The sequence below is a fragment of the Dyella sp. genome (assembly GCF_035277725.1).
Classification (GTDB): domain Bacteria; phylum Pseudomonadota; class Gammaproteobacteria; order Xanthomonadales; family Rhodanobacteraceae; genus Dyella_B.
Genome location: NZ_DATEJY010000174.1, coordinates 1 through 21,541, shown reverse-complemented (window position 1 = coordinate 21,541; position 21,541 = coordinate 1). Strand labels below are relative to the sequence as shown.

Here is a 21,541-nt window from a genome sequence, read left to right as displayed (position 1 = left end):
CCGTACCATGTGCTTCCCCATCCAAAGGATGCCGAAGACCATGTCCCAGCATCGCCGCAGCTTGTTTCCCGAGATCGAGCCCTACGACGTCGGCCAGCTCAAGGTCTCCGACCTGCATACGCTGTACTACGAGCAGAGCGGCAACCCGAACGGGAAACCGGTGGTGTTCCTGCATGGCGGCCCGGGTGGCGGTACCAATCCCAAGTGCCGGCGCTTTTTTGATCCTTCTGTTTACCGCATCGTGCTGTTCGATCAGCGTGGCTGCGGCAAATCGACGCCGCATGCCGAATTGACGGACAACACTACCTGGCACCTGGTGGCGGATATCGAACGTCTGCGCGAGCACTTGGGTATCGCACGGTGGCAGGTGTTCGGCGGTTCGTGGGGCTCCACGCTGTCGCTGGCTTATGCGCAGACGCATCCAGACAAGGTCAGCGAGCTGGTGCTACGCGGCATCTTCATGCTGCGTCGCTGGGAGTTGGAGTGGTTCTACCAGAAGGGCTGCGATGCGCTGTATCCGGATGCATGGGAAACCTATCTGGCCGCGATCCCCGAAACCGAACGCGGCGATCTGATGAGCGCTTACCATCGCCGCCTTACCAGCCCCGATCCGCAAGTACGATTGAAGGCAGCACGAGCATGGTCCGTGTGGGAAGGCGCGACCAGTTTCCTCTATCAGGACGAGGGCTACATCAACAGCAGCGGTGAAGATGAATTCGCGTTGGCCTTTGCACGCATCGAATGTCATTACTTCGTCAATGGCGGCTTTTTTGAGCACGATGATCAGCTGCTACGCAACGTTGATCGCATCCGCCGTATTCCAACGGTGATCGTGCAAGGACGCTATGACGTGGTGTGCCCGATGCGTAGTGCGTGGGATTTGCATCGCGCGTGGCCAGAGGCAGAGTTGCATGTAGTGCAGGATGCAGGGCACTCGGCGTTCGAGCCGGGCATTACGCATGAGCTGATCGAAGCAACGGACCGCTTCGCCCGCCGCTGACGTAGGTTGGGGTGCGAACCCCAACACCCGCTCCGCACCACGATGGCGATGTTGGGGTTCGCACCCCAACCTACGGACTAGGCCGGCAACTGTTTCGTCCCGAAAATCTTGTCTCCCGCATCCCCTAGCCCCGGCAGGATGTAGCCGTGCTCATTGAGCCGCTCATCGATTGCCGCGGTGTAGATTTCGATATCAGGATGTGTCGCTTCAATACGCTTCAAGCCTTCCGGCGCCGCTACCAGAAATAACCCTTTGATGCGCTTGCAGCCCGCTGCCTTGAGCATATCCACCGTCGCCACCAGCGTACCTGCCGTGGCCAGCATCGGGTCAACGATCAATGCGATGCGCTCATCCATGCGGCCGGTGAGTTTTTCGTAGTAGGCGATCGGCTGCAGCGTTTGCTCGTCGCGCTGCAATCCCACCACGCCTACCTTTGCCGATGGAATCAGCTCCAGCACGCCCGGCAGCATCCCGAGGCCTGCACGCAGGATCGGTACGATGGTGATCTTCTTGCCCTTGATCTGCTGCACGCGCACAGGTCCGGCCCAGCCTTCGATCTGCGCGTCGACGGTTTCCAAATCCTTGGTGGCTTCATAAGTGAGCAGCGAGGCGACTTCGGAGGCCAGTTCGCGGAATTCCTTGGTGCTGATGCCGGCGCGGCGCATCAGGCCGAGCTTGTGCTGGATGAGCGGGTGGCGGACTTCGACGATCTTCATGATGGTCACGCAGAAGAGGGTAGTGGCAAGCATAGCCGGAAACAAAAAAAGCGCCGCCCATGGGCGGCGCTTCGAACTTCAGTGAGACCCTGGCAAGGTCAACGCATCAATGGGCCTTCATGCACGCGCTGACGGCGCTCTTGTAATCAGCCCCTTTCTTGCCCGCGTTCTGCTTGGAGCAGGCGGACATGCGTTCCTGTGGGGTCATCTTTGTGGGAGCAGCAGCGGTGGTATCGCCCTTCATGCAGGTGCTGACGGCAGCCTTGTAGGCGGCGCCAGTCTGGCCTTTGGCGGCGTGGCTGCAATCGGCCATTTTCTGTTGCGATGAGGTAAGGGGTTTGCTTTGCGGTGCGGCAGCGAAGGCGGCGCTGGCGAATACCAATGCGGCGCTCGCGGCGAGCAGGTTCAGACGCATGGACATGATGCTTCCTCCTGAAGTTATGGCCGGTGGTGGTACCGGCTGGGGCAGTCTATGCCTTGCGAGGAAGCAGGGGAACGGGGAACGCCAACTATTTCCAGCACCCCGTAGGTTGGGGTGCAAACCCCAACACCGCCATGCCGTGTGCACCGGATGCTGGGGTTCGCACCCCAGCCTACGACCGGAAGAAAAACATCAAGCCGCTTGCGCCTCGCTCTTGCGCGGCCCTTCCAGCAACGCATGCCGCACGTGCGCAATCACCATATCCACTTCCGCACTGGTGATCTTGAAGTGCGGCGTGAAGCGCAACGAATTGGCACCGCCGTGGATCACGCCAATGCCGCGCTCGCGCAGGTATTCCTCGGTAGAACCTGCGCCGTAGCACTTGAACTGCGGTGCCAACTCACAGGAGAACAGCAGGCCCGTGCCTTGCACCTTGGTGATCAAGCCACCGAGTTCGTCTTTCAGCGCGTTGAGTTTCTCGACGAATTCCTTGCCGCGCGCCGTGATATTCGCGCGCACCTCATCGGTAAGCTGATCCAGTGTTGCCAGCGCCACGTCCAACGCGCGCGGGTTGGCGGTCATGGTGTTGCCGTAGATGCCCTTGCGATACAGGCCGGCGACGCGATCGGTCACGGCGAGCACGGAAAGCGGATACTGGCCGGCGTTGAGCGCCTTGGAGAAGGTTTCCATATCCGGCGCCGCCAGCTTTTCAAAGCCGGGATAGTCGATGATCGACAGCACGCCATGTGCACGCAGGCCTGCTTGAATCGAATCAACCAGCAGCAGTGAACCGTGCGATTCAGTCAGTTCGCGCGCTGCCTGATAAAACGCCGGCGTCACCGAACGGCCCGGATCGCCTTCGCCCATCACCGGTTCCAGGAACATCGCCTCGATGAACCAGCCATGCTTGTCCGCATCGGCAAACGCCGCTTCCAGTTGCGCGATGTCATATGGCGCAACCGTGAGCACCGAATCTTCGTGACGATAACTCGCCAGATGCTGCACATACGTGCGGCGCGAGGAATCCGAATACAGGGCGGGACGATCCGTGCGTCCATGGAACGCGCCTTTCACCGCGATGCGCTTGATCGTGCGTCCGGCATAACGTGCACCCGGATCGGTCATCAGCTTGGCGTTCACGTCGGCAATGCGGCAAGCCAGGCCCACCGATTCCGAGCCGGAATTCAGGCACAAATAACGCGTGTACGGATTGCTGCCGCGATGGCGACCCAGTTCGCGCTTCATCGCCTGGGCAAAACGCATTTGCGAAATGCTTGGCGTCATCACGTTGGCCATCACTTGCGGACGTGCCAGCGCAGCGTCGATAGCCGTGTTGTTGTGACCAAAACCCAGCATGCCGTAGCCGCCGTTGTCGTGCACGACCGCGCCTTTCAGCGTGACAACCCACGGGCCGCGCGCAGCGGCGGGCATGTACGGATTGATGGCATCGTCCGGATAGAAATTCACCAGGTCGCGCTGTGCCTGCGTCAGTTGCTCGGCTTCATCCAGCTTCAGGAAATCGCCGAGCTCCGCGCGCAATTGGCGATGACGCGTAACAGCCTCGGCAATAGCTTGGGTGAGTTGAGGGTCCAGCGCGGCCATGCGCTCGATGATGGCGTCGTCCAGGCCAGTGGTCCGCGGCTTGCCGCCAAATTCGCGCAATTCGCGCAGCTGATCGATGACACCCATGACTACTCTCCTCGAATCTGACAGCGCCTCGCGCCCAACGCGAAGCAGGCCGACAGGATGTTTTTCGTGCGGTGATCGGCTTGAAAGCCAGGGCGATGCGCCCGTTCGCACTGCGCCGCGTATGGGGAAACCGCTGGCGTTTCGTACATCAGGATAACCGCTGAAACAGGGCGGCGGTACCCCCAAGGATGACGGCTGTCATGCCCGATCGCTGACGCGAACAACTGCAGAAACAGCCTTGCCCTGCTTACGCTGCAGTGCAAGGAGGGCAATCATGCACACCCAAACCGACGCGGTAGCCCGTCTCCACGGGGTTGTGAAACGTTACGGTCATCTTGTGGCGCTCGATGGCGTGAATCTTGTGCTGCGGCGCGGCGAACTGCTGGCCGTGCTGGGACCTAACGGCGCCGGCAAAAGCACCAGCATCAGCCTGCTGCTTGGCTTGATCCGCCCGGACGGCGGCAGGGCGGAATTGTTCGGCATGGACCCGCAGCAGATCGACGCGCGCCGCCGCATCGGCGTGATGCTGCAATCGGCCATGTTGCCGCCGACGTTGCACGTGGGGGAGCTTTTGCGCCTGGTGGCCAGCTACTACCCGAATCCGCGTCCGCTCAAGGAGAGTGCGGCACTCGCCGGCATCGATGATCTGCTGAACCGCCCTTACGGCAAGCTGTCGGGAGGCCAGCAGCGACGCGTGCAATTTGCGCTCGCCTTGTGTGGCCGGCCCGAGCTGGTGTTTCTGGATGAGCCCACCGTCGGCATGGATATCGATGCGCGCCGCAAATTATGGAGCGCCATGCGCAACCTGGTCGCCGAAGGTTGTTCGGTCGTACTGACCACGCACTATCTGGAAGAAGCCGAAGCACTGGCGCAACGCGTGGTGGTGATGGCGAAAGGGCGCGTGCTCAGCGAAGGCAGCGTCGACGCGCTGCGTGCGCACGTGCCGCTCGCGCGCATCCGCTGTGCTACGGATCTCGATGCGGCGGCGGTGTCGACATGGCCCTTGGTCAACGCTGCGCAACGCGAGGGTGATCGCTTGACCATTCATACCAGTGAACCGGAAAACGTTCTGCGACGCCTGCTCGATGCGGATGCATCACTCAGTGCGCTGGAGGTGCAGCGGGCCGGACTCGCCGAAGCCTTTACCGAATTGACGCGCGACGACGAACAACAGGAGGCCGCGTGATGAGCAGCGTATCCATACCCGTATCCGAGACGCCGACCGTCACCGGCATGAGCACTCGCCGCGTCATCGGGGCCTATCTGGCCGAAGCGCGCAGCGAATGCCTGCGCTACATGCGCGCGCCGGCGTTCATGCTGCCGATCATGTTGCTTCCCACCATGTTCTACTTGCTGTTCGGCGTGGTCATGAACGGCTCTGCCGGCACGGATACCGCGCGCTATCTTTTGGTGAGCTATGGCGTGTTCGGTGTGATGAGCCCGGGATTGTTCGGCTTTGGCGTATCCTTGGCGTTGGAGCGCGATGGTGGTCTGCTTACCTACAAGCGCGCCTTGCCCATGCCGCCCGGTGCGTATCTGCTCGGCAAGATGCTGATGGCGATGGCCGCCGCGGCGGTGGTCATTTTGTTGCTGTTAGGGATGGCGCTGACAATGGGGCATGTCGCGTTGTCCTTGCAGCAATGCGCGCTGTTGTTGCTGACTGGCGTGTTGGGCGTGTTGCCATTCTGCGCGCTGGGCATGCTGATCGGTACGTTGATCAAAGGGCAGGGTGCGCCAGGCATGCTCAACCTGATCTACCTGCCGATGTCATTCCTCTCTGGCTTGTGGGTTCCGATCAACATGCTGCCCAAGCTGTTGCAGCAGATTGCGCCGGTTTGGCCGAGCTACCACCTGCATCAGCTGGGGATGGCCGCGTTAGGGCTGCAGCATGGCGGCGTCTTCCAGCACTTCGCTGTCTTGGCCGGTTTCGCAGTGATATTTTTTATCATCGCGACGCGCAGGCTGCGGCGCTACGGTTGAAGTACGATGTCAGCAGGGCAGTTCGCAGCGCGGGGAGCGCGGCCATGAACATCACGACAGTCATGCGTACCTGGTTCGTGCCGGCGCCGGACTCAAGCGCGGCGGATGAGTTGCGGCAGGGCAAATCGCCATGGGCTATTCATTTGCTGTGGTCGGCCTGGATTTTTATCACGCCGTTGCTCGATCCGCAGGGTTATACGCTCAGCTGGCTCTTCTTTACCCTGGCCACGTACCCGATCTTCATTGCGGTGTACCTCAAGGCTCATTACGCGTCTTGCCGGCACATGCACTACTACGGCTTGGCCGTGGCCAGTCTCTGCCTGCTTAGCCTGCCGTGGTATCCAAGCGGCCTCAGCTATTTGATTTTCGGCTGCAACATGTTCCTGAAATGGCGGGCGAGCTTTCGCGCACGCGTTGGCCTGTTGCTGCTGATCAATGCGCTCTATATCAGCCTGGCGTGGCGGGCAGGCTATCCGTGGGCGATGCTGGTTTCGATACCTGCGATGGCGCTCATCATCTGCACCGTGATCATCGTCGAGATCAAGAACCGGGAACGCGATGCCGCATTGCGCTTATCGCAAGAAGAAGTGCGCCGTTTGGCGGCAACCGCCGAACGCGAGCGTATCGGCCGCGACCTGCACGATCTGCTCGGACACACCTTGTCCTTGATCACCTTGAAGCTGGAGTTGTCCCGCAAGTTGTTCGATCGCGATAGCGGCGCCGCGCGACGTGAACTGGAAGAAGCCGAACGGGTCGCCCGTCACGCGCTGGCAGAGGTGCGCGCGGCGGTAACCGGCATTCGCTCGACGGATCTTGCAGCGGAACTGGCTTCCGCACGGCTGCTGCTTGAATCGTCCGCGGTGCATCTGGACTACGGCAATCTACCCGACTCGTTGCCACAAGAGGTTGAGCGCACGCTTGCCCTGGTGATCCGCGAAGCGATGACCAACATCCATCGGCATGCAGACGCTACCGAAGCCTGTGTTCGCTTTACCCGTACGGCAGATAACCTGGAAATGCAGATTCATGACAATGGCAAGGGTGGGCTCGTCGCTCACGGTAACGGTATGAGCGGCATGTGTGAGCGTGTGCGAGCCATTGGCGGTAGCCTGCAAGTTGATTCGCCACCACGCCGAGGCACGCGCTTGCTGGTCAACGTGCCGTTGCGGGCAGCGCAGAAAGCGCGCGTCCTGCCCGAGCCACCCGTGCAAGACAAGCTTGCCGGGAGCGCTGCTGCATGATCCGTGTCTTGCTGGCTGAAGACCAAGCCATGGTCTGCGGAGCACTGTCGGCGCTGCTCAATCTGGAATCGGATATCGAAGTACTCGGCTCCGCCTCCGATGGCGAGTCCGCCTGGCGCGAAGTGCAGCGGTTAAAGCCGGATGTGCTGGTGACGGATATCGAGATGCCCGGCATCACTGGCCTGGAGCTGGCGCAGCGCATTCATCGCCAGGAGCTTCCGGTGAAGTGCGTCATCGTCACCACGTTTGCGCGCCCCGGCTTTCTGCGCCGCGCGCTGGATGCGGGCGTATCGGGTTATTTGTTGAAAGACGCGCCGGCCGAGAATCTCGCCGAAGCGTTGCGCATCGTGCATCGCGGTGGCCGCTCGATCGATCCGCAGCTTGCGTTGGAAGCCTGGTCGGAAGCCGATCCCTTGAATGACCGCGAGCGGCAAGTGTTGCGTCTTGCCGGGGAAGGGCAATCTGCGAGCGATATCGCCGCCAAGCTCAACCTCTCGCATGGCACGGTGCGCAATTATCTTTCCGAAGCGATCGGCAAGTTGGGTGCAGCCAACCGTATCGAGGCGTATCGTTTGGCGCGGCAGAAGGGATGGTTGTAATGGCGTCAACCTACCTGCCTCGTTCTCGCGAAGCCATGGCATGCGCGGGTTAATAGAAACGGAAGCACCTTGAATCGTCGTCCCGGCGAAAGCCGGGATCCAGCAACTTTTAGAGTCAGAGCCTAAGTCACGGAGCCCGGCTTTTGCCGAGGCGACGATGTTCAAGTTAGTGCCATCGTCGTTGAGGTGTTTTTTTTACCGCACCGCCGGCGCAGCAAAACTCCCCGCATCCCCCGGAAACACCACCGGGCTCTCATACCCATCGGCCGAAACCGCCGACACGCCAAAGAACCAATCGTCGATCACCACATCCTTCAGGACATAGCGATCGACATCGCCCACGTTGCGGCTGTATTGCCATTGCGGCGCGGTCGTATCGCGCCAGTGCACGCGATAGTCCGCCGCGCCGGCGACTTTCTGCCAGCTCAGCGTGGTGTCGGTAGCCAGTGCGCCGCTGATCGCAACATGGGAAGGTGGCGTCGGTGCGCGTGCCAGCGATGCCATCGTGATGGTGTTCAATGCCGTGACGCGGGCCAGATAGCGGAAGTCGATGCCATCGATGGTGTCGCCATATGTCACACCACGTTCTTCGCGCAGGTCTTGATGCTGGTGCGTGTAATCCTCATGGCCTTCCGTCACGCGCACAGCCGGATAGCCGGCTTCCAGAAACGGAACTTGATCGCCTCCGCGGCCGTAGCGGTCGGTGCGGTAGATCATGCGCACGTGCAGGTCTGGCACGTATTGATCGGCAAGCGCTGTCATATAGCGGGCGATATTGCGCGAGGGCGAATCGACTTCGCCGCCGAAGTAGTTACGCGTCTTGGCCTGCTCAGGCGTTTCCATGCTGCGCGTGCCTTCGCTGAAAACGCGCACGGTGGTGTTGTCGCGCACGCCATTCTGGCCGCGGCTGTTGCCGACGATGTCGTTGTTGAGGTCGGTCTCGACTTGCCAGCCCTGTGCCTTGGCATAGTCGGCCAGCACCTTGCCGCCGTACAAACCCTGCTCCTCGCCGGACAGTGCTGCGAAAACCAGCGTGGCACGGTTGTCTTGCTTCGATAGCAAGCGCGCCGCTTCCATCAATGCCGCCACGCCGGACGCATCGTCGTTCGCGCCGGGCGCATCGCTGGTGGCGTTCATGACGTCACTGACGCGCGAATCCAGATGGCCGGTCATCACGATCACCCGCTGCGGATCGCCGCTGCCGCGTTTGATCGCCACGATATCCATCACTTCGGTCGGCTTGGGTACGCGCTTGCCGGTGAATACTTGCGAGGGTGTGACGACGTCCAGGCAGCCGCCGCAATCGTGCGAAATGGCCTGGAAGCGGGATTGCACCCAGCGCCGCGCCGCACCGATGCCGCGCTTGCGCGAGGTCGTATCGGAAAGAGTGTGGCGGGTGCCAAAGCCAACCAGCGTGGTGATGGTGTTGCGCAACCGGGCTTCATCCGGCGCAGCGGCCAGCGCATGCAGATCGGCTTGCTCGTGCGGAAAGACCCCTGCGGTTTGCGCCAGGCAGGCATGGCCATATAGCGCGGTGAGCAGGACCAGCGAGCAGGGAAGGGCATGGCGGGGCATAAGCTTTCCTTGTGCTTTTGACAGAGGCCGGAGACGGGCGGGAATTGTGCGCCATGCGCCTGCTGCCGGTTCCGATGGCCTGGGCAGGAAGCGAGCCATGGCGTTTGCGCGATAATGCACTATCCCAGCCCAGCATCATGCCGTGAAGAAATCCGATTTCAATTTCGATCTGCCGCCTGAGTTGATCGCGCAAGAACCGTTAACCCAGCGCAGCGCCAGCCGCCTGCTATTGCTCAACGTGCCCACGCACACCTGGCAGGACCGTATGTTCCGCGATTTGCCCTCGCTATTGCGCAAGGGCGATTTGCTGGTGTTCAACGACACGCGTGTGTTGCCGGCGCGCCTATATGGACAAAAACCAAGCGGCGGTGCGGTGGAGATATTGATCGAGCGCGTGACGGGGGCGCACGAAGCGACCGTACAACTGGGCGTAAGCAAAAAGCCGCGCGAAGGCACGGTGATCATCCTGGCGGATGGCAGCCATGCCACGGTGCTGGGCCGGGACGAGAGCTTTTTTCGCCTGCGTTTCGAATCACCCGAGCCACTGGAACGCTTGCTGGCGAGACTGGGAGAAATGCCCTTGCCGCCCTATATCTCGCGTCATGCGGATGCCAGTGATCTGGAGCGCTACCAGACCGTGTACGCGCGCGAGCCTGGCGCCGTGGCGGCACCCACGGCTGGTCTGCATTTCGATGAAGCACTGCTCAAGCAACTGCGCGAGTTGGGCGTGAATTTCGGCTACGTGACCCTGCACGTGGGCGCGGGCACCTTCCAGCCGATGCGCACCGAAGAGATAGCACATCACACGATGCATCGGGAGTGGTTGAACGTGGGCGCAAGTCTGGTCGAACAGATCCAGCACACGCGTCGCGCGGGCGGACGGGTGATTGCCGTCGGCACGACCGTGGTGCGCGCGCTGGAAAGCGCCACCGTGAACGGTGAATTGCGTCCTTTTGCGGGAGAGACGCAGATCTTTATCTTCCCCGGTTATCGCATCACCAGCATCGACGCGCTGATCACCAATTTCCATTTGCCGCAGTCGACCTTGTTGATGCTGGTCTCTGCGCTGGCGGGGCGGGAGTACATGCTGGATGCGTATCGGCATGCGGTGAAGGAGCGGTATCGGTTTTTCTCGTATGGGGATGCGATGTTGATTTTGCCGAATGGCTTGGACAGCGTCGGGAAATAATCTTCCCTTATCTCTTGCGATCACTCGTCGCCCCGGCGAAAGCCGGGGGCCTAGCGACGTGCACCACCACCCAACGACACTGGGCCCCGGCTTTCGCCGGGGCGGCGACGTGTAGATAGACGACGTACCCGCGGCGTAGGAGGGAGGGATGCCATAATCCCCCGATGACCTCCATGCACTTCGACCTCCTCGCCACCGACGGCGCCGCCCGCCGTGGCCGTCTCACCTTCGACCGCGGCACCGTGGAAACGCCGGCTTTCATGCCCGTGGGCACCTATGGCTCGGTGAAAGCCATGACCCCGCGCGACCTGCTCGAGGTGGACGCCGAAATCATCCTCGGCAATACCTTCCATCTGTTTTTGCGTCCGGGGCTGGACATCGTCGGCGAGTTCGGTGGGTTGCATCGGTTTATCGGCTGGAACAAGCCGATCCTCACCGACTCCGGCGGTTTCCAGGTGTTCTCGCTGGCGCACAAGCGCAAGATCACCGAGCAGGGCGTGACGTTCGCCTCGCCGGTGGACGGCTCCAAGGTGTTTCTGTCGCCGGAAGAATCGATGCGCATCCAGACCGTGCTGGATTCGGACATCGTGATGATCTTCGACGAATGCACGCCGTATCCGGCCACCGACAAGATTGCTGCAGAATCGATGGAACTGAGTCTGCGCTGGGCGGAGCGCTCGCGCCGTGCGTTTGACGATCAAAAAAATCCAAATGCGTTGTTCGGCATCGTGCAAGGCAGCGTCTACGAAAACCTGCGCAAGCGCTCGGCCGAGGGGCTGATCCAGATCGGTTTCGATGGTTACGCCGTCGGCGGACTGGCGGTCGGCGAGCCGGAAGCGGAGCGCAATCACACGCTGGACGTCACCGTGCCGCTGCTGCCGCGAGATCGTCCTCGTTACCTGATGGGCGTGGGCCGGCCGGAGGATATTGTCGAGGCCGTCCGGCGCGGCATCGACATGTTCGATTGCGTGATGCCCACCCGCAATGCGCGCAACGGCTTTCTGTTTACCTCGCAAGGCACGCTGCGCATCCGCAACGCCAAGTACGCCAACGATACGCGCGTGATCGAAGAAGACTGCGAATGCTATGCCTGCAGCCAGGGCTTCAGCCGTGCCTACCTGCGCCATCTGGACCGCTGCAACGAGATCCTGGGTAGCCAGCTGGCCACCATCCATAACCTGCATCATTACCAACGCCTGATGGCTGGTTTGCGCGAGGCCATCGCGGCCGGATCACTGGAGGACTTCGTGGCCGGGTTTTATGCCCGGCGGACGTAGGTTGGGGTGCGAACCCCAACAACGGGATCTCATGTAGGGGGTTCGCACCCCAACCTACGAACCCCTGTCACGCCGCCGTTGTCTGAAGCCCTGTGCCTCGGGCGGGCTTGACCCTTTACGCCGTGCATAGCCCCGGGGTGCATGGCATAATCCGACGTCTTTTCTTGGGCTTGCGGCGAAAAACTCCAGTCGCAGCCACAACTTGCGGGATAAGTAGATGACTCTTCCGACGACTTTCGTACTGGCGCAGGCAGCGCCGGCAGCGGCCAATGGTGGCCTGTCCATGCTGATCATGATGATCGTGCTGTTCGGCCTGATGTATTTCATGATGATCCGCCCGCAGATGAAGCGGCAGAAGGAACACCGCCAGCTGGTGTCCGGCCTGGCCAAGGGCGACGAAGTGGTTACCAACGGCGGCATCGCCGGTCGCGTCGATGATGTGGGCGAGACCTTCATCACGGTCGAGATCGCGCCGAACGTGAAGATCAAGGTGCAAAAGGGCGCCGTTCAGCAGGTGCTGCCGAAGGGCACATTGAAGTCGTCCTGATCGTCAGGCAATTCTTCCCAAATTATCGGTTAACACTATCCGCGGCGCGGCGCTGCGGTTCATTCGGATGCAAGGCATGAGTGATTTTCCACGCTGGAAATACTTTCTGGTGGCCATCGTACTGGTGCTGGGCATCCTGTACGCATTGCCGAACATTTACGCGCCGCTGCAGGCCGTGCAGGTAGCGCCCGCGCAGGGCACGACACTCGACCCGACGGTGCAGCAGAAGGTCATCACCACGCTGCAGACGGCCAAGCTTCCGTATATCAACGAAAGCTTGAGGCATGATCCCAGCCGCGGCGATTACATCGTGGTCGGCTTTGCCAATGGCGACTTGCAAAAGAACGCCGCTGACGCGCTGAAGGCTGCCCTGGGCGAGAACTACAACGTCGGCTTCAATCTGGAATCCACCGTGCCGGCATGGCTTACCGCCATCGGCGGCCGTGCGATGCCGCTGGGCCTGGATTTGCAGGGCGGTGTGCGCTTCCTGATGGCGGTCGACCAGAGCGACATCATCGACCGGCAGGAAAACCGCTATACGCAGGACATCACGGCACTCCTCAAGGAAAAGAAGATTTCCTTCGTGTCCGTATCGCGTAATGCCACGCGCGGCCAGGGCGTCAACGTGGTGCTGAGTTCCGCCGCCGATCGCACGGCAGCCAGCGATGCGATCGCCACCGAATACACCGACCTCGCCGTGGCGGATGGCCAGAGCACCGGCGACCGCTTCGTGCTCAATGCCACCATCAAGCCGGACAAGCTGCGTGACCTGCAGACCAATGCGATCCGCCAGAACCTTGCCACGCTGAGCAACCGCATCAACGCGCTGGGCGTGTCCGAGCCGGTGATCCAGGCTCAGGGTGAAGATCACATCTCGGTCGAACTGGCCGGTGTGCAAGACCCGGCCGAAGCGAAGAAGGTGATCGGTGCAACGGCTACGCTGGAATACGTCGCGGGCATCGGCGATGCACGCGACCCCGCCGTGCAGGATGCAGTGAAGACCGGCAACGTTCCGCCGGATGCGCACCTTTATTACGGCACGCACGGCGAGCCTTACCTGGTCAGCAAGAACATCATCGCCAGCGGCGATGAGCTGGTGGATGCGTCCTCCGGCAATGATCCGCAGAGCGGCTCGCCCAGCGTGAACGTCACATTGAATTCGGTCGGCGCCGCCAAGATGCTCGACTTCACCCGCGACAACGTCGGCAAGCCGATGGCCGTGGTGTACGTGGAAAGCACCACCGACACCAAGATCGTCGACGGCAAGGAAGTGCGCACGCCCAAGACCACCTACCAGGTGATCAACTACGCCACCATCCAGGGCGTCTTCAGCAACAAGTTCCAGACCACCGGCCTGGCCAGCTCCAAGGCTGCCTCGGACCTGGCGCTGATGCTGAAAGGCGGTTCGCTCGCCGCACGCATGGATATCGTGCAGGAAGGCGTAATCGGCCCCAGCCTGGGCCAGGACAACATCGACAAGGGCCTGAAGGCCGTGTTGCTCGGCCTGGGTCTGGTGCTGCTGGCGGCTGCGATCTACTACAAGCTGTTCGGCCTGGTGGCGGACGTCGCACTGTTCTTCAACCTGGTGATCCTGGTGGCCGTGATGTCGGCGATCGGCGTGACGCTTACCATGCCGGGCATTGCCGGTATCGTGCTGACATTGGGCATGGCGATCGACTCCAACGTCCTCATCTGCGAACGCGTGCGCGAAGAATTGCGCAATGGTTCCACGCCGCTGGCGGCGATCCGCGCCGGCTATGAAAAAGCCTGGGCCACCATTCTCGACGCCAACGTCACCCACCTTATCGCCGCACTGGCGCTGACCACGATGGGCTCGGGCCCGATCAAGGGCTTCGGCGTCACGCTGCTGATCGGTATTTTGACCTCGATGTTCACCTCGGTCACGGTCACCCACGCGATTACTGCGTTCATCCATCACGGGCGCAAGCTCAAGACGCTGTCGGTGTAATCGGAGACGCCCATGGAAATTTTCAATCACAACGCCAACGTCCACTTCCTCGGGCTGCGCAAGATCAGCATCGGCCTTGCCGTTCTGCTGATGATCGCTTCGATTGCGTTGCTCGCCACGCGCAGCCTCAACTACGGGCTGGATTTCACCGGCGGCGTCAGCGTGGACGTCACCTACGACAATCCGGTGTCGGTCGAAGACGTGCGCAGTGCGCTGGACAAGGGCGGTATCGAGAACGCCGTGGTGCAAAGCATCGGCGGCACGCGCCATGTGTCGATCCGCTTCCAGCCCAAGGACGACAAGCACTACGTGCAGCAAGAAGGCAAGTCGCCCAACCTCGACCTGATCTCCAACGACGTGGCCAAGGCGCTGCAGGGGCCGCGCCCCGACGCCAAGATCGCCGGTAAGGATTACGTCGGTCCGCAGGTGGGCGAACAGCTGCGCAGCGATGGTGTCACCGCCGCCATCTTCGTGATCATCGGCATCGGCTTGTACCTGTGGATCCGCTTCGAGCGCCGCTTTGCCATTGCCGCGCTGGCCACCGAAGTGCACGACGTGCTGGTCACGCTGGGCGTGATTTCGCTGGTGCAGCGCGAGTTCGACCTGACCGTGCTGGCTTCGGTGCTCGCGGTGATCGGTTACTCGATCAACGACAAGGTGGTGGTGTTCGACCGTATTCGCGAATTGTTCCGCTCGTCGCGCAAGGCCGATCCGGAAGAAATCCTCAACCGCTCGATCAACAGCACCTTGTCGCGAACCATCATCACCTCGCTGTTCACCAGCATCGCGATGGCGGCACTGTATTTCTTCGGTGGTCCCACGGTGCATGGCTTTGCCATCACCATGCTGATCGGCATCCTGGTCGGCACTTTGTCGTCAATCTTCGTGGCCAGCCCGATTCTGTTGTGGCTGGGCGTGTCGAAGAAGGACTTGATGCCGGTGACCAAGGAAAATCCGGAACTCGCGCGTCGTCCGTAATTCATTGCGACGTGCATGCAAAACGGCCCGGTCATTCCGGGCCGTTTTCGTAGGTTGGGGTGCAAACCCCAACATCGCCATGTCGATCGGGACGCGTTGTTGGGGTTCGCACCCCAACCTACGTGCTACGTCACGTGGCGCAACGTTTTGTATCTAAATTTTGCATCGCAACGGTCGATAAGCAGCTAGGACACTGACGTCCCGAACGGAGTCCCCATGCTTGTCGTGATTGGTTCCCTGGTGGTGCTTTCCTGCGTGTTGGGCGGTTATCTGCTGTCGCACGGACACATTCTCGCGTTGTGGCAACCGGCGGAGCTGATGATCATCGGCGGCGGTGCCATCGGCGCCTTCCTCTCGGCCAACCCGTTGAAGATCGTGAAAGGTGCGCTGCAAAACATTGCCGCGCTGTTCAAGGGACCCAAATATCGCAAGCAGGACTACGTCGACCTGCTCTCGCTGCTGTATGACATTTTTGGCGTGATGCGCAAGCAAGGCCTGCTTGGCCTGGAATCGCACATCGAAGATCCGCAATCGAGCGCGATCTTCAGCGCTTATCCGCGCCTGGTGAAAGAACATCACCTGATCGAATTCACCACCGACTGCTTGCGCCTGATGGTGGGTGGCAACATGAATCCGCACGAGCTGGAGCAGTTGCTGGAAGTGGAACTGGAAAGCCACCAGCACGACGCGGAAGCCCCCGCGCTGGCGGTGATGAAACTGGCCGATGCCTTGCCGGGTTTCGGCATTGTCGCCGCGGTGCTTGGCATTGTGACCACCATGTCGCAGTTGGGCGGCGATACTTCGCAGATCGGCGAACACATTGCTGGCGCGTTGGTCGGCACGTTCCTGGGTATCTTGCTGTGCTATGGCTTTATCGGGCCGCTCGCCGCTGCCATGGAAAGCCGCGTGCATGAAGACGGTAAAGCGTTCGAATGCGTCAAGGTAGCCTTGCTCGCCTGCTTGCGCGGCTACAACCCCAAAGTTTCCGTGGAGTTCGCGCGCAAGACGCTATCGCCGCACGCACGGCCGAATTTCCAGGACTTTGAAGATCATCTGAAGGATGCCGCGCGCGCCGGAGCCGCGGCGTGAGTGAGCAAAGCCGCGACACGTTGATCGTGGTGCGCCGTGCGCGGCGCAAGAAACACGGTCACCATGGCGGCGCGTGGAAAGTCGCCTATGCCGACTTCGTCACTGCGATGATGGCGTTCTTCCTGGTGATGTGGCTGCTCGGCGTCGGCACCAAGCAGCAGCGGGCGGCGATTGCGGAATATTTTAAAAATCCCAGCATGACACCCGGCACCGCCACCATCGCGCCACCGGGCAAGATGGGCCCCGGTGGTGCGAGCGACAGCATGATCAAGCTCGGTGGCGCCATGGATATCTCGCATGGCGCAGGCAAGGACCGTCGCGCCGCCACGCCGGTAACACCCGCAGACGTGGAGAAGCTGGCGCGCGAGCGCGAAAAGCAGCGCCTGGAAAGCCTGATGTTGCAGCTGCGCGCCGCCATCGAAAAAAGCCAGGCGCTGGAGCCGTTCAAGGATCAGCTCTTGCTCGACATCACGCCGGAAGGTTTGCGCATCCAGATCGTGGACAAACAGAACCGCCCGATGTTCGCCACCGGCAGCGCCGCGCTGGAGCCCTATACCGTGGCGATCCTGCATGAGTTGTCAGGTTTTATCGATCAGGCGCCGAACAAGGTCAGCATCTCCGGCCACACCGATGATGCGAAGTACAGCACCGCAAGCCAGTACGGCAACTGGGAGCTTTCTGCCGACCGTGCCAATGCGGCGCGGCGCGCCTTGCTGGATAGCGGCCTGGAAGAAGGCAAGATTGCGCGCGTGGTGGGGTTGGCCGATTCAGTGCCGTTCGACAAGGCCAATCCGAGTGATCCGATCAACCGGCGCATCAGCATCATCATGATGACCAAGCAGGCGCAGGACGCGGCGTTGTCGCAGGAAGAGGCTGCGGCAGTGCCGCCGCCGACGTTGCCTGCGCCGGTGTCGATCAAGCCGCTGGTATCAGGCGCGCCGTAGGTTGGGGTGCGAACCCCAACATGTCGGCCTCATGCACATGACCATGTTGGGGTTCGCACCCCAGCCTACGCGCTATGGGGTTGCATTCAACGATGCAAGCCGTTCAGGCGAACCCACATCCGTCCATTCGCCACGATGATGGCTTCCACTCACCTCATCACGCTGCATCGCCGCCCGCAACAGCGGCGCGAGTTTGAAACGCGGATGTTTGTCGTCGGTTGAATCGTGCTGACCGATAACCGCCTGCCAGTCATTCAACAACTCACGCCGATACACGCCGATGCCGCTATAGGTCAGCCGCTTGTCAGCTTCGTCATGCAGCTTGCCTTGCTCATCCAGCGCGAAATCGCCGCGCGGATGGTGCGATGGATTGTCCACCATCAGCAGATGCGCAAGGCCAGCCGGTTCCGCCGGTAATGTGGCGAAATCCGCATCCGTCCACACATCACCGTTGATCACGATAAACGGTTCCGGCCCCAACAGAGGCAGCGCGTTGAACATGCCGCCACCCGTTTCCAACGGTGTAGGCCCTTCATACGCATAGCGAATCCGCAAACCCCACTGCGAACCATCGCCGAGCGTTTCCGGAAACTGCTCCGCCAAATGCGAGGTGTTGATCACCACATAGCGCACATCGAGCGCCGCAAGCCTTTCCAGATGCCACACGATCAGCGGTTTGCCGCGTGCAGGCAGCAACGGCTTGGGTGTGTGGTTAGTCAACGGACGCATGCGTTCGCCCAATCCGGCCGCAAAGATCAACGCGTGTCTCATGCACCGATTACCTGGGTGAGATCGCGGCCTTCGGCGTATCGCTCAATCAATGCGGCGAAGTCGGCCAGTTCGGGGTAGCTGCGCGCCACCGATACCACGTAGTAATAAACGCGCGGCACGTCGGCGAGATAGCCCGGTTTGCCATCGCGATACCACAAGCGGTAGAACTGGCCGAGTACACGGACGTGACGATGCAAGCCGGTAAGGTCGAACCAGCGCAGGAAGCGTTTGCTGTCGATGTCCTCACCGATCACGCCGGCATGGCGCAGGCGCTGCCGGTAAGACTCCACCCAGGCTTCCACGCGTTCACGCGGCCATACGATGTACGCATCGCGCAACAGCGAAGCCAGGTCGTAGGTGATCGGTCCGGCCAGCGCGCCTTGGAAATCAATCACCCCGGGACTGTCCCGCTCCACCACCAGCAGGTTGCGGCTGTGATAGTCGCGATGCACGAAGCAGCGCGGCTGTTCCAGCGCGTTATGGACGATCACGTTGAATGCCGCTTCCAGCACGTCCCATTCGTCGCAAGCAGGCGTGTGGTTGAGGTGGCGGCCGAGAAACCATTCCGGCATCACTTCCAGGCCACGCACCAGCACGTCGCGATCGAACGGCGGCAGCTCGCGATAGTCCATGCGCGTCTGCATGCGCAGCAAGGCATCCATCGCATCGCCGTAGAGCGCATCGGCGCTCTCGACGTTGAGTTCGTTGAGATAAAGCCGCGTGCCGAGATCTTCGATCAGCAGAAAACCCTGTTCGAGATCCTGCGCGTGTACCGCAGGCACGTGCAGGCCGGCCGCAGCGAGTTGCTGGCCGATCTTGAGCCACGGGCGTGGATCTTCCTGCGCGGGCGGCGAATCCATCACGATCCAGCTGCGGCCGTCGTGATGCGTGCGCCAGTAGCTGCGGAAGCTGGCGTCGGCTGACGCGGATTGGAGTGTTAGCGAATGATCGCCAAGCACCGCACGCGTCCAGGCGAGACGGGCGGCGGCGCGGTCGGTGATGCTCTGCATAAGGGGATTCGCGGCGGACACATGACTAGCTTAGCCGCGGACGCGTAGGTTGGGTGCGAACCCCAACATCGCCATCCATATCGGCATGGCAATGTTGGGGTTCGCACCCCAACCTACGGGCCTATGTGTGGCGTCAGGAGAGGTTGTACGCCCGCTCCTCGTGCTCGGCGATATCCAGGCCCACCTGTTCTTGCTCGGGCTCGATGCGCAGACCCAGCGTGATATCCACCAGTTTCAGGATCACCCAGCTCAATGCGCCGCTCCACACAATGGTGAAGCCCACGCCCTTCGCCTGAATCCACAATTGCAGCAACGGCGAGGTCACCGCGCTGTCGAAACCGCCGAGCTTGGGTGCCGCGAACACACCGGTCAACAGTGCGCCGATGATGCCGGCCACCGCGTGCACGCCAAACACGTCCAGCGTGTCGTCATAGCCCAGCTTGTGCTTGAGGCGTGTCGCCGTGAAGAAACACACCGCGCCGGCAACAAAGCCGATGATCAACGCGCCGGCAGGTCCCGCCGTGCCGGCGGCTGGCGTGACGGCCACCAATCCGGCCACGGCACCGGAAGCCGCGCCAAGCACGCTGGCACGCTTATGCACGAACCACTCCACCGCCACCCAGCCGATCACCGCGGCAGCCGTGGCGATCTGCGTCACCAGCATCGCCATGCCCGCGTTGCCGTTGGCGGCAACAGCGGAACCGGCGTTGAAACCGAACCAGCCCAGCCACAGCATCGCCGTGCCGATCACGGTGTAACCCAGGTTGTGCGGCGGCATATGCGTATGCGGCCAACCGCGGCGCTTGCCGATCACCAGGCAGGCGACCAGGCCGGCGATACCGGCATTGATGTGCACCACCGTGCCGCCGGCAAAATCGAGTACGCCCAGATCGCCGAGCAGCGAACCCGGACCGCCCCACACCATGTGTGCGATCGGCAGATACACGAAGGTGAGCCACAAACCGGAGAACCACAGCATCGCGCTGAATTTCATGCGCTCGGCATAGGCGCCGATGATCAGCGCCGGCGTGATGATCGCGAAGGTGAGCTGAAACATCACGAATACGCTTTCCGGCACCGTCTGGTACAGCGTATTGGGCGTGAGTCCCGCCAGCATCACGCGATCGAACGCGCCGAGGAACGAATGCCAGTTGGTGACGCCGGCGTGCATGCCTTCTGTGCTGAAGGCCAGCGAATAGCCATACACCATCCACAGCACGGTCACCAAGGCGGTGAGCGCCATACATTGCATCATCACCGACAGCAGATTCTTCGCCCGCACCATGCCGCCATAGAACAGCGCCACGCCGGGAATCGTCATCATCAGCACGAAGGCGCTGGCCACGATCATCCAGGCGGTGTCGCCGGTATTGAGCGTCGGTGCAGGCGCGGCCTGCGCGAAAACCGGCATAGACACGCCGGCTGCCAGCATGACGGCGACGAGCCGCGAAACCACTCGATGCTTACCCATCCCCCGTTCCCCGTTTCCCCGCATGTCAAAGTGCATCCGCGTCAACTTCCTGCGTGCGGATGCGAATCACCTGTTCCAGGTCGCTCACAAAAATCTTGCCGTCGCCCACCTTGCCGGTCTTGGCCGCGCGGATGATCGCCTCGACCGCCAGCTCCACCTGATCGTCCGCCACGGCAATCTCGATCTTGAGCTTGGGCAGGAAATCAACCACGTACTCGGCGCCGCGGTACAGCTCGGTATGGCCGCGCTGTCGGCCGAAGCCCTTCACCTCGGTCACCGTCATGCCCTGCACGCCGGCCTCGCCGAGTGCCTCCCGCACATCGTCCAGGGTGAAGGGTTTGATGATCGCGGTAACCCATTTCATGCGTGGCGGCTCCAGTGGTTTTGTTGCAAGACAGCAGAATGCGTGCCAAGCCAGGGGCAGGTTCCACGAACCGCCAAGTGGCGCCATTTCCATGTGTGGCAAGCACAGGCCAAGCCGAGGATTTGAACCATTTGGTGCATCCTTTGCACCGTTGTGGCGCAAAGCCATCATCACCCGCCTGCCTGCCATTTGACCGCTTCGGGGTGAATCAGTACCATTTCAGTCCGAATTAAGCGGTGTCCTCCTTCCACTATGTTTCGTGTCAGCCGACTGACGGACTACGCCACCGTGGTGATGACCTGCATCGCCGCGCACCCGGGCGATGTCCTCAGCACAGCCCAGATTGCCGAAGAGGCGCATTTGGAACTGCCGACCGTCAGCAAGCTGCTGAAGTCGCTGGGGCACGCGGGGCTGGTGGACTCCTTCCGCGGCGTCAACGGCGGCTACCGGCTGGCGCGGCCGGCGCAGGAGATCAGCCTGGCCGAGATCGTGGAGGCGATCGAAGGCCCGCTCGGCATGACCGAATGCACCCTCAGCGAAGGCCAGTGCGAGCGCGAAGCCCAATGCGGCGTGCGCGGCAGCTGGCAACGCATCAACCACGTACTCGACAACGCCCTGCGCGCGATGAGCCTGGCCGACATGCTGCGCCCCGCGCCGCCGGCCGTCGCCACCGTGGCGCTCAACGAATTGAAAGGCAGGACAGCATCATGA

General features: G+C 61.6%; 21 protein-coding genes. 13 read left to right on the top strand and 8 right to left on the bottom strand.

From position 1 onward, the window contains the following. Positions 1-40: 40 nt before the first annotated feature. Positions 41-1,000: a prolyl aminopeptidase gene (pip, locus tag VJR68_RS15270; protein ID WP_324149051.1), complete on the top strand. Its 960-nt coding sequence runs from the start codon at positions 41-43 to the stop codon at positions 998-1,000. Positions 1,001-1,077: 77 nt separating this feature from the next. On the opposite strand, the gene upp is transcribed toward pip, so the two are convergent. The 3 genes from upp to VJR68_RS15255 form a co-directional block, all read right to left on the bottom strand. Further along, complete coding sequence (gene upp / locus VJR68_RS15265) at positions 1,078-1,716, bottom strand: uracil phosphoribosyltransferase (RefSeq protein ID WP_324149049.1); 639 nt, start codon at positions 1,714-1,716, stop codon at positions 1,078-1,080. Positions 1,717-1,822: 106 nt separating this feature from the next. Then, positions 1,823-2,137, bottom strand: coding sequence for a PsiF family protein (locus VJR68_RS15260; RefSeq protein WP_324149047.1), 315 nt, complete (start codon positions 2,135-2,137; stop codon positions 1,823-1,825). 192 nt (positions 2,138-2,329) lie between these two features. Further along, positions 2,330-3,826 carry an aminotransferase class III-fold pyridoxal phosphate-dependent enzyme gene (locus tag VJR68_RS15255; RefSeq protein WP_324149046.1) on the bottom strand — a complete coding sequence of 499 codons (1,497 nt, stop codon included), beginning with the start codon at positions 3,824-3,826 and terminating at the stop codon, positions 2,330-2,332. Between the two features lie 274 nt (positions 3,827-4,100). Between VJR68_RS15255 and VJR68_RS15250 the strand changes: the two genes are divergently transcribed. Genes VJR68_RS15250 through VJR68_RS15235 form a run of 4 tightly spaced genes read left to right on the top strand, consistent with a single transcriptional unit; the run spans position 4,101 to position 7,646 of the window. Next, the gene (locus tag VJR68_RS15250) at positions 4,101-5,012 is read left to right on the top strand and encodes an ABC transporter ATP-binding protein (RefSeq protein WP_324149044.1); all 912 of its coding nucleotides are present in this window, start codon (positions 4,101-4,103) and stop codon (positions 5,010-5,012) included. Then, the gene (locus VJR68_RS15245; RefSeq protein WP_324149042.1) at positions 5,012-5,806 is read left to right on the top strand and encodes an ABC transporter permease; all 795 of its coding nucleotides are present in this window, start codon (positions 5,012-5,014) and stop codon (positions 5,804-5,806) included. The genes VJR68_RS15250 and VJR68_RS15245 overlap by 1 nt, the downstream gene beginning before the upstream one ends. A 44-nt stretch (positions 5,807-5,850) precedes the next feature. After that, positions 5,851-7,047 (top strand): sensor histidine kinase, encoded by a 1,197-nt coding sequence (locus tag VJR68_RS15240; RefSeq protein ID WP_324149041.1) that lies wholly within the window; start codon positions 5,851-5,853, stop codon positions 7,045-7,047. Next, complete coding sequence (locus tag VJR68_RS15235; RefSeq protein WP_324149039.1) at positions 7,044-7,646, top strand: response regulator transcription factor; 603 nt, start codon at positions 7,044-7,046, stop codon at positions 7,644-7,646. Before VJR68_RS15240 ends, VJR68_RS15235 begins: the two co-directional genes overlap by 4 nt. A gap of 195 nt (positions 7,647-7,841) precedes the next feature. Here the strand turns inward: VJR68_RS15235 and VJR68_RS15230 are convergent, their stop codons facing one another. Beyond that, positions 7,842-9,221 carry a M28 family metallopeptidase gene (locus VJR68_RS15230; protein ID WP_324149037.1) on the bottom strand — a complete coding sequence of 460 codons (1,380 nt, stop codon included), beginning with the start codon at positions 9,219-9,221 and terminating at the stop codon, positions 7,842-7,844. Positions 9,222-9,363: 142 nt separating this feature from the next. Between VJR68_RS15230 and queA the strand changes: the two genes are divergently transcribed. The 7 genes from queA (at position 9,364) to motB (ending at position 17,214) form a co-directional block, all read left to right on the top strand. Beyond that, positions 9,364-10,410 carry a tRNA preQ1(34) S-adenosylmethionine ribosyltransferase-isomerase QueA gene (gene queA, locus VJR68_RS15225; RefSeq protein WP_324149036.1) on the top strand — a complete coding sequence of 349 codons (1,047 nt, stop codon included), beginning with the start codon at positions 9,364-9,366 and terminating at the stop codon, positions 10,408-10,410. 164 nt (positions 10,411-10,574) lie between these two features. Further along, a complete protein-coding gene (gene tgt, locus VJR68_RS15220) occupies positions 10,575-11,687 on the top strand; it encodes a tRNA guanosine(34) transglycosylase Tgt (RefSeq protein ID WP_324149034.1) in 1,113 nt (370 codons plus the stop codon). A gap of 217 nt (positions 11,688-11,904) precedes the next feature. Further along, on the top strand, positions 11,905-12,234 hold the full coding sequence (gene yajC / locus VJR68_RS15215; protein ID WP_324149032.1) for a preprotein translocase subunit YajC: 330 nt from the start codon (positions 11,905-11,907) through the stop codon (positions 12,232-12,234). A gap of 76 nt (positions 12,235-12,310) precedes the next feature. Then, entirely contained in the window at positions 12,311-14,203 is a 1,893-nt protein-coding gene (secD, locus tag VJR68_RS15210; protein ID WP_324149030.1) for a protein translocase subunit SecD, read from the top strand. A 12-nt stretch (positions 14,204-14,215) separates the two neighbouring features. Further along, positions 14,216-15,181 carry a protein translocase subunit SecF gene (gene secF, locus VJR68_RS15205; RefSeq protein ID WP_324149028.1) on the top strand — a complete coding sequence of 322 codons (966 nt, stop codon included), beginning with the start codon at positions 14,216-14,218 and terminating at the stop codon, positions 15,179-15,181. Between the two features lie 216 nt (positions 15,182-15,397). Continuing rightward, entirely contained in the window at positions 15,398-16,270 is an 873-nt protein-coding gene (motA, locus tag VJR68_RS15200) for a flagellar motor stator protein MotA (protein WP_324149026.1), read from the top strand. Then, the gene (motB, locus tag VJR68_RS15195; protein ID WP_324149024.1) at positions 16,267-17,214 is read left to right on the top strand and encodes a flagellar motor protein MotB; all 948 of its coding nucleotides are present in this window, start codon (positions 16,267-16,269) and stop codon (positions 17,212-17,214) included. Before motA ends, motB begins: the two co-directional genes overlap by 4 nt. 72 nt (positions 17,215-17,286) lie before the next feature. Here motB and murU read toward each other — a convergent pair whose 3' ends face one another. From murU to VJR68_RS15175, 4 genes are all read right to left on the bottom strand, one after another. Next, positions 17,287-17,985 carry an N-acetylmuramate alpha-1-phosphate uridylyltransferase MurU gene (gene murU / locus VJR68_RS15190; protein ID WP_324149022.1) on the bottom strand — a complete coding sequence of 233 codons (699 nt, stop codon included), beginning with the start codon at positions 17,983-17,985 and terminating at the stop codon, positions 17,287-17,289. Beyond that, entirely contained in the window at positions 17,982-18,995 is a 1,014-nt protein-coding gene (locus VJR68_RS15185) for an aminoglycoside phosphotransferase family protein (protein WP_324149020.1), read from the bottom strand. The genes murU and VJR68_RS15185 overlap by 4 nt, the downstream gene beginning before the upstream one ends. A gap of 133 nt (positions 18,996-19,128) precedes the next feature. Continuing rightward, complete coding sequence (locus VJR68_RS15180) at positions 19,129-20,466, bottom strand: ammonium transporter (RefSeq protein WP_324149018.1); 1,338 nt, start codon at positions 20,464-20,466, stop codon at positions 19,129-19,131. Between the two features lie 25 nt (positions 20,467-20,491). Then, positions 20,492-20,830 carry a P-II family nitrogen regulator gene (locus VJR68_RS15175; RefSeq protein WP_188794688.1) on the bottom strand — a complete coding sequence of 113 codons (339 nt, stop codon included), beginning with the start codon at positions 20,828-20,830 and terminating at the stop codon, positions 20,492-20,494. Positions 20,831-21,082: 252 nt separating this feature from the next. Between VJR68_RS15175 and VJR68_RS15170 the strand changes: the two genes are divergently transcribed. Beyond that, a complete protein-coding gene (locus VJR68_RS15170) occupies positions 21,083-21,541 on the top strand; it encodes an SUF system Fe-S cluster assembly regulator (protein ID WP_324149015.1) in 459 nt (152 codons plus the stop codon).

Bases quoted from the DNA above. Each gene is read 5' to 3' on its own strand.
- VJR68_RS15240 (WP_324149041.1), top strand. From the start codon at position 5,851: ATGAACATCACGACAGTCATGCGTACCTGGTTCGTGCCGGCGCCGGAC.
- VJR68_RS15235 (WP_324149039.1), top strand. From the start codon at position 7,044: ATGATCCGTGTCTTGCTGGCTGAAGACCAAGCCATGGTCTGCGGAGCA.
- secF (WP_324149028.1), top strand. From the start codon at position 14,216: ATGGAAATTTTCAATCACAACGCCAACGTCCACTTCCTCGGGCTGCGC.
- VJR68_RS15180 (WP_324149018.1), bottom strand. From the start codon at position 20,466: ATGGGTAAGCATCGAGTGGTTTCGCGGCTCGTCGCCGTCATGCTGGCA.
- VJR68_RS15250 (WP_324149044.1), top strand. From the start codon at position 4,101: ATGCACACCCAAACCGACGCGGTAGCCCGTCTCCACGGGGTTGTGAAA.
- VJR68_RS15260 (WP_324149047.1), bottom strand. From the start codon at position 2,137: ATGTCCATGCGTCTGAACCTGCTCGCCGCGAGCGCCGCATTGGTATTC.
- murU (WP_324149022.1), bottom strand. From the start codon at position 17,985: ATGAGACACGCGTTGATCTTTGCGGCCGGATTGGGCGAACGCATGCGT.
- tgt (WP_324149034.1), top strand. From the start codon at position 10,575: ATGACCTCCATGCACTTCGACCTCCTCGCCACCGACGGCGCCGCCCGC.
- motA (WP_324149026.1), top strand. From the start codon at position 15,398: ATGCTTGTCGTGATTGGTTCCCTGGTGGTGCTTTCCTGCGTGTTGGGC.
- VJR68_RS15255 (WP_324149046.1), bottom strand. From the start codon at position 3,826: ATGGGTGTCATCGATCAGCTGCGCGAATTGCGCGAATTTGGCGGCAAG.
- VJR68_RS15175 (WP_188794688.1), bottom strand. From the start codon at position 20,830: ATGAAATGGGTTACCGCGATCATCAAACCCTTCACCCTGGACGATGTG.
- VJR68_RS15230 (WP_324149037.1), bottom strand. From the start codon at position 9,221: ATGCCCCGCCATGCCCTTCCCTGCTCGCTGGTCCTGCTCACCGCGCTA.
- VJR68_RS15245 (WP_324149042.1), top strand. From the start codon at position 5,012: ATGAGCAGCGTATCCATACCCGTATCCGAGACGCCGACCGTCACCGGC.
- secD (WP_324149030.1), top strand. From the start codon at position 12,311: ATGAGTGATTTTCCACGCTGGAAATACTTTCTGGTGGCCATCGTACTG.
- yajC (WP_324149032.1), top strand. From the start codon at position 11,905: ATGACTCTTCCGACGACTTTCGTACTGGCGCAGGCAGCGCCGGCAGCG.
- pip (WP_324149051.1), top strand. From the start codon at position 41: ATGTCCCAGCATCGCCGCAGCTTGTTTCCCGAGATCGAGCCCTACGAC.
- upp (WP_324149049.1), bottom strand. From the start codon at position 1,716: ATGAAGATCGTCGAAGTCCGCCACCCGCTCATCCAGCACAAGCTCGGC.
- VJR68_RS15170 (WP_324149015.1), top strand. From the start codon at position 21,083: ATGTTTCGTGTCAGCCGACTGACGGACTACGCCACCGTGGTGATGACC.
- VJR68_RS15185 (WP_324149020.1), bottom strand. From the start codon at position 18,995: ATGCAGAGCATCACCGACCGCGCCGCCGCCCGTCTCGCCTGGACGCGT.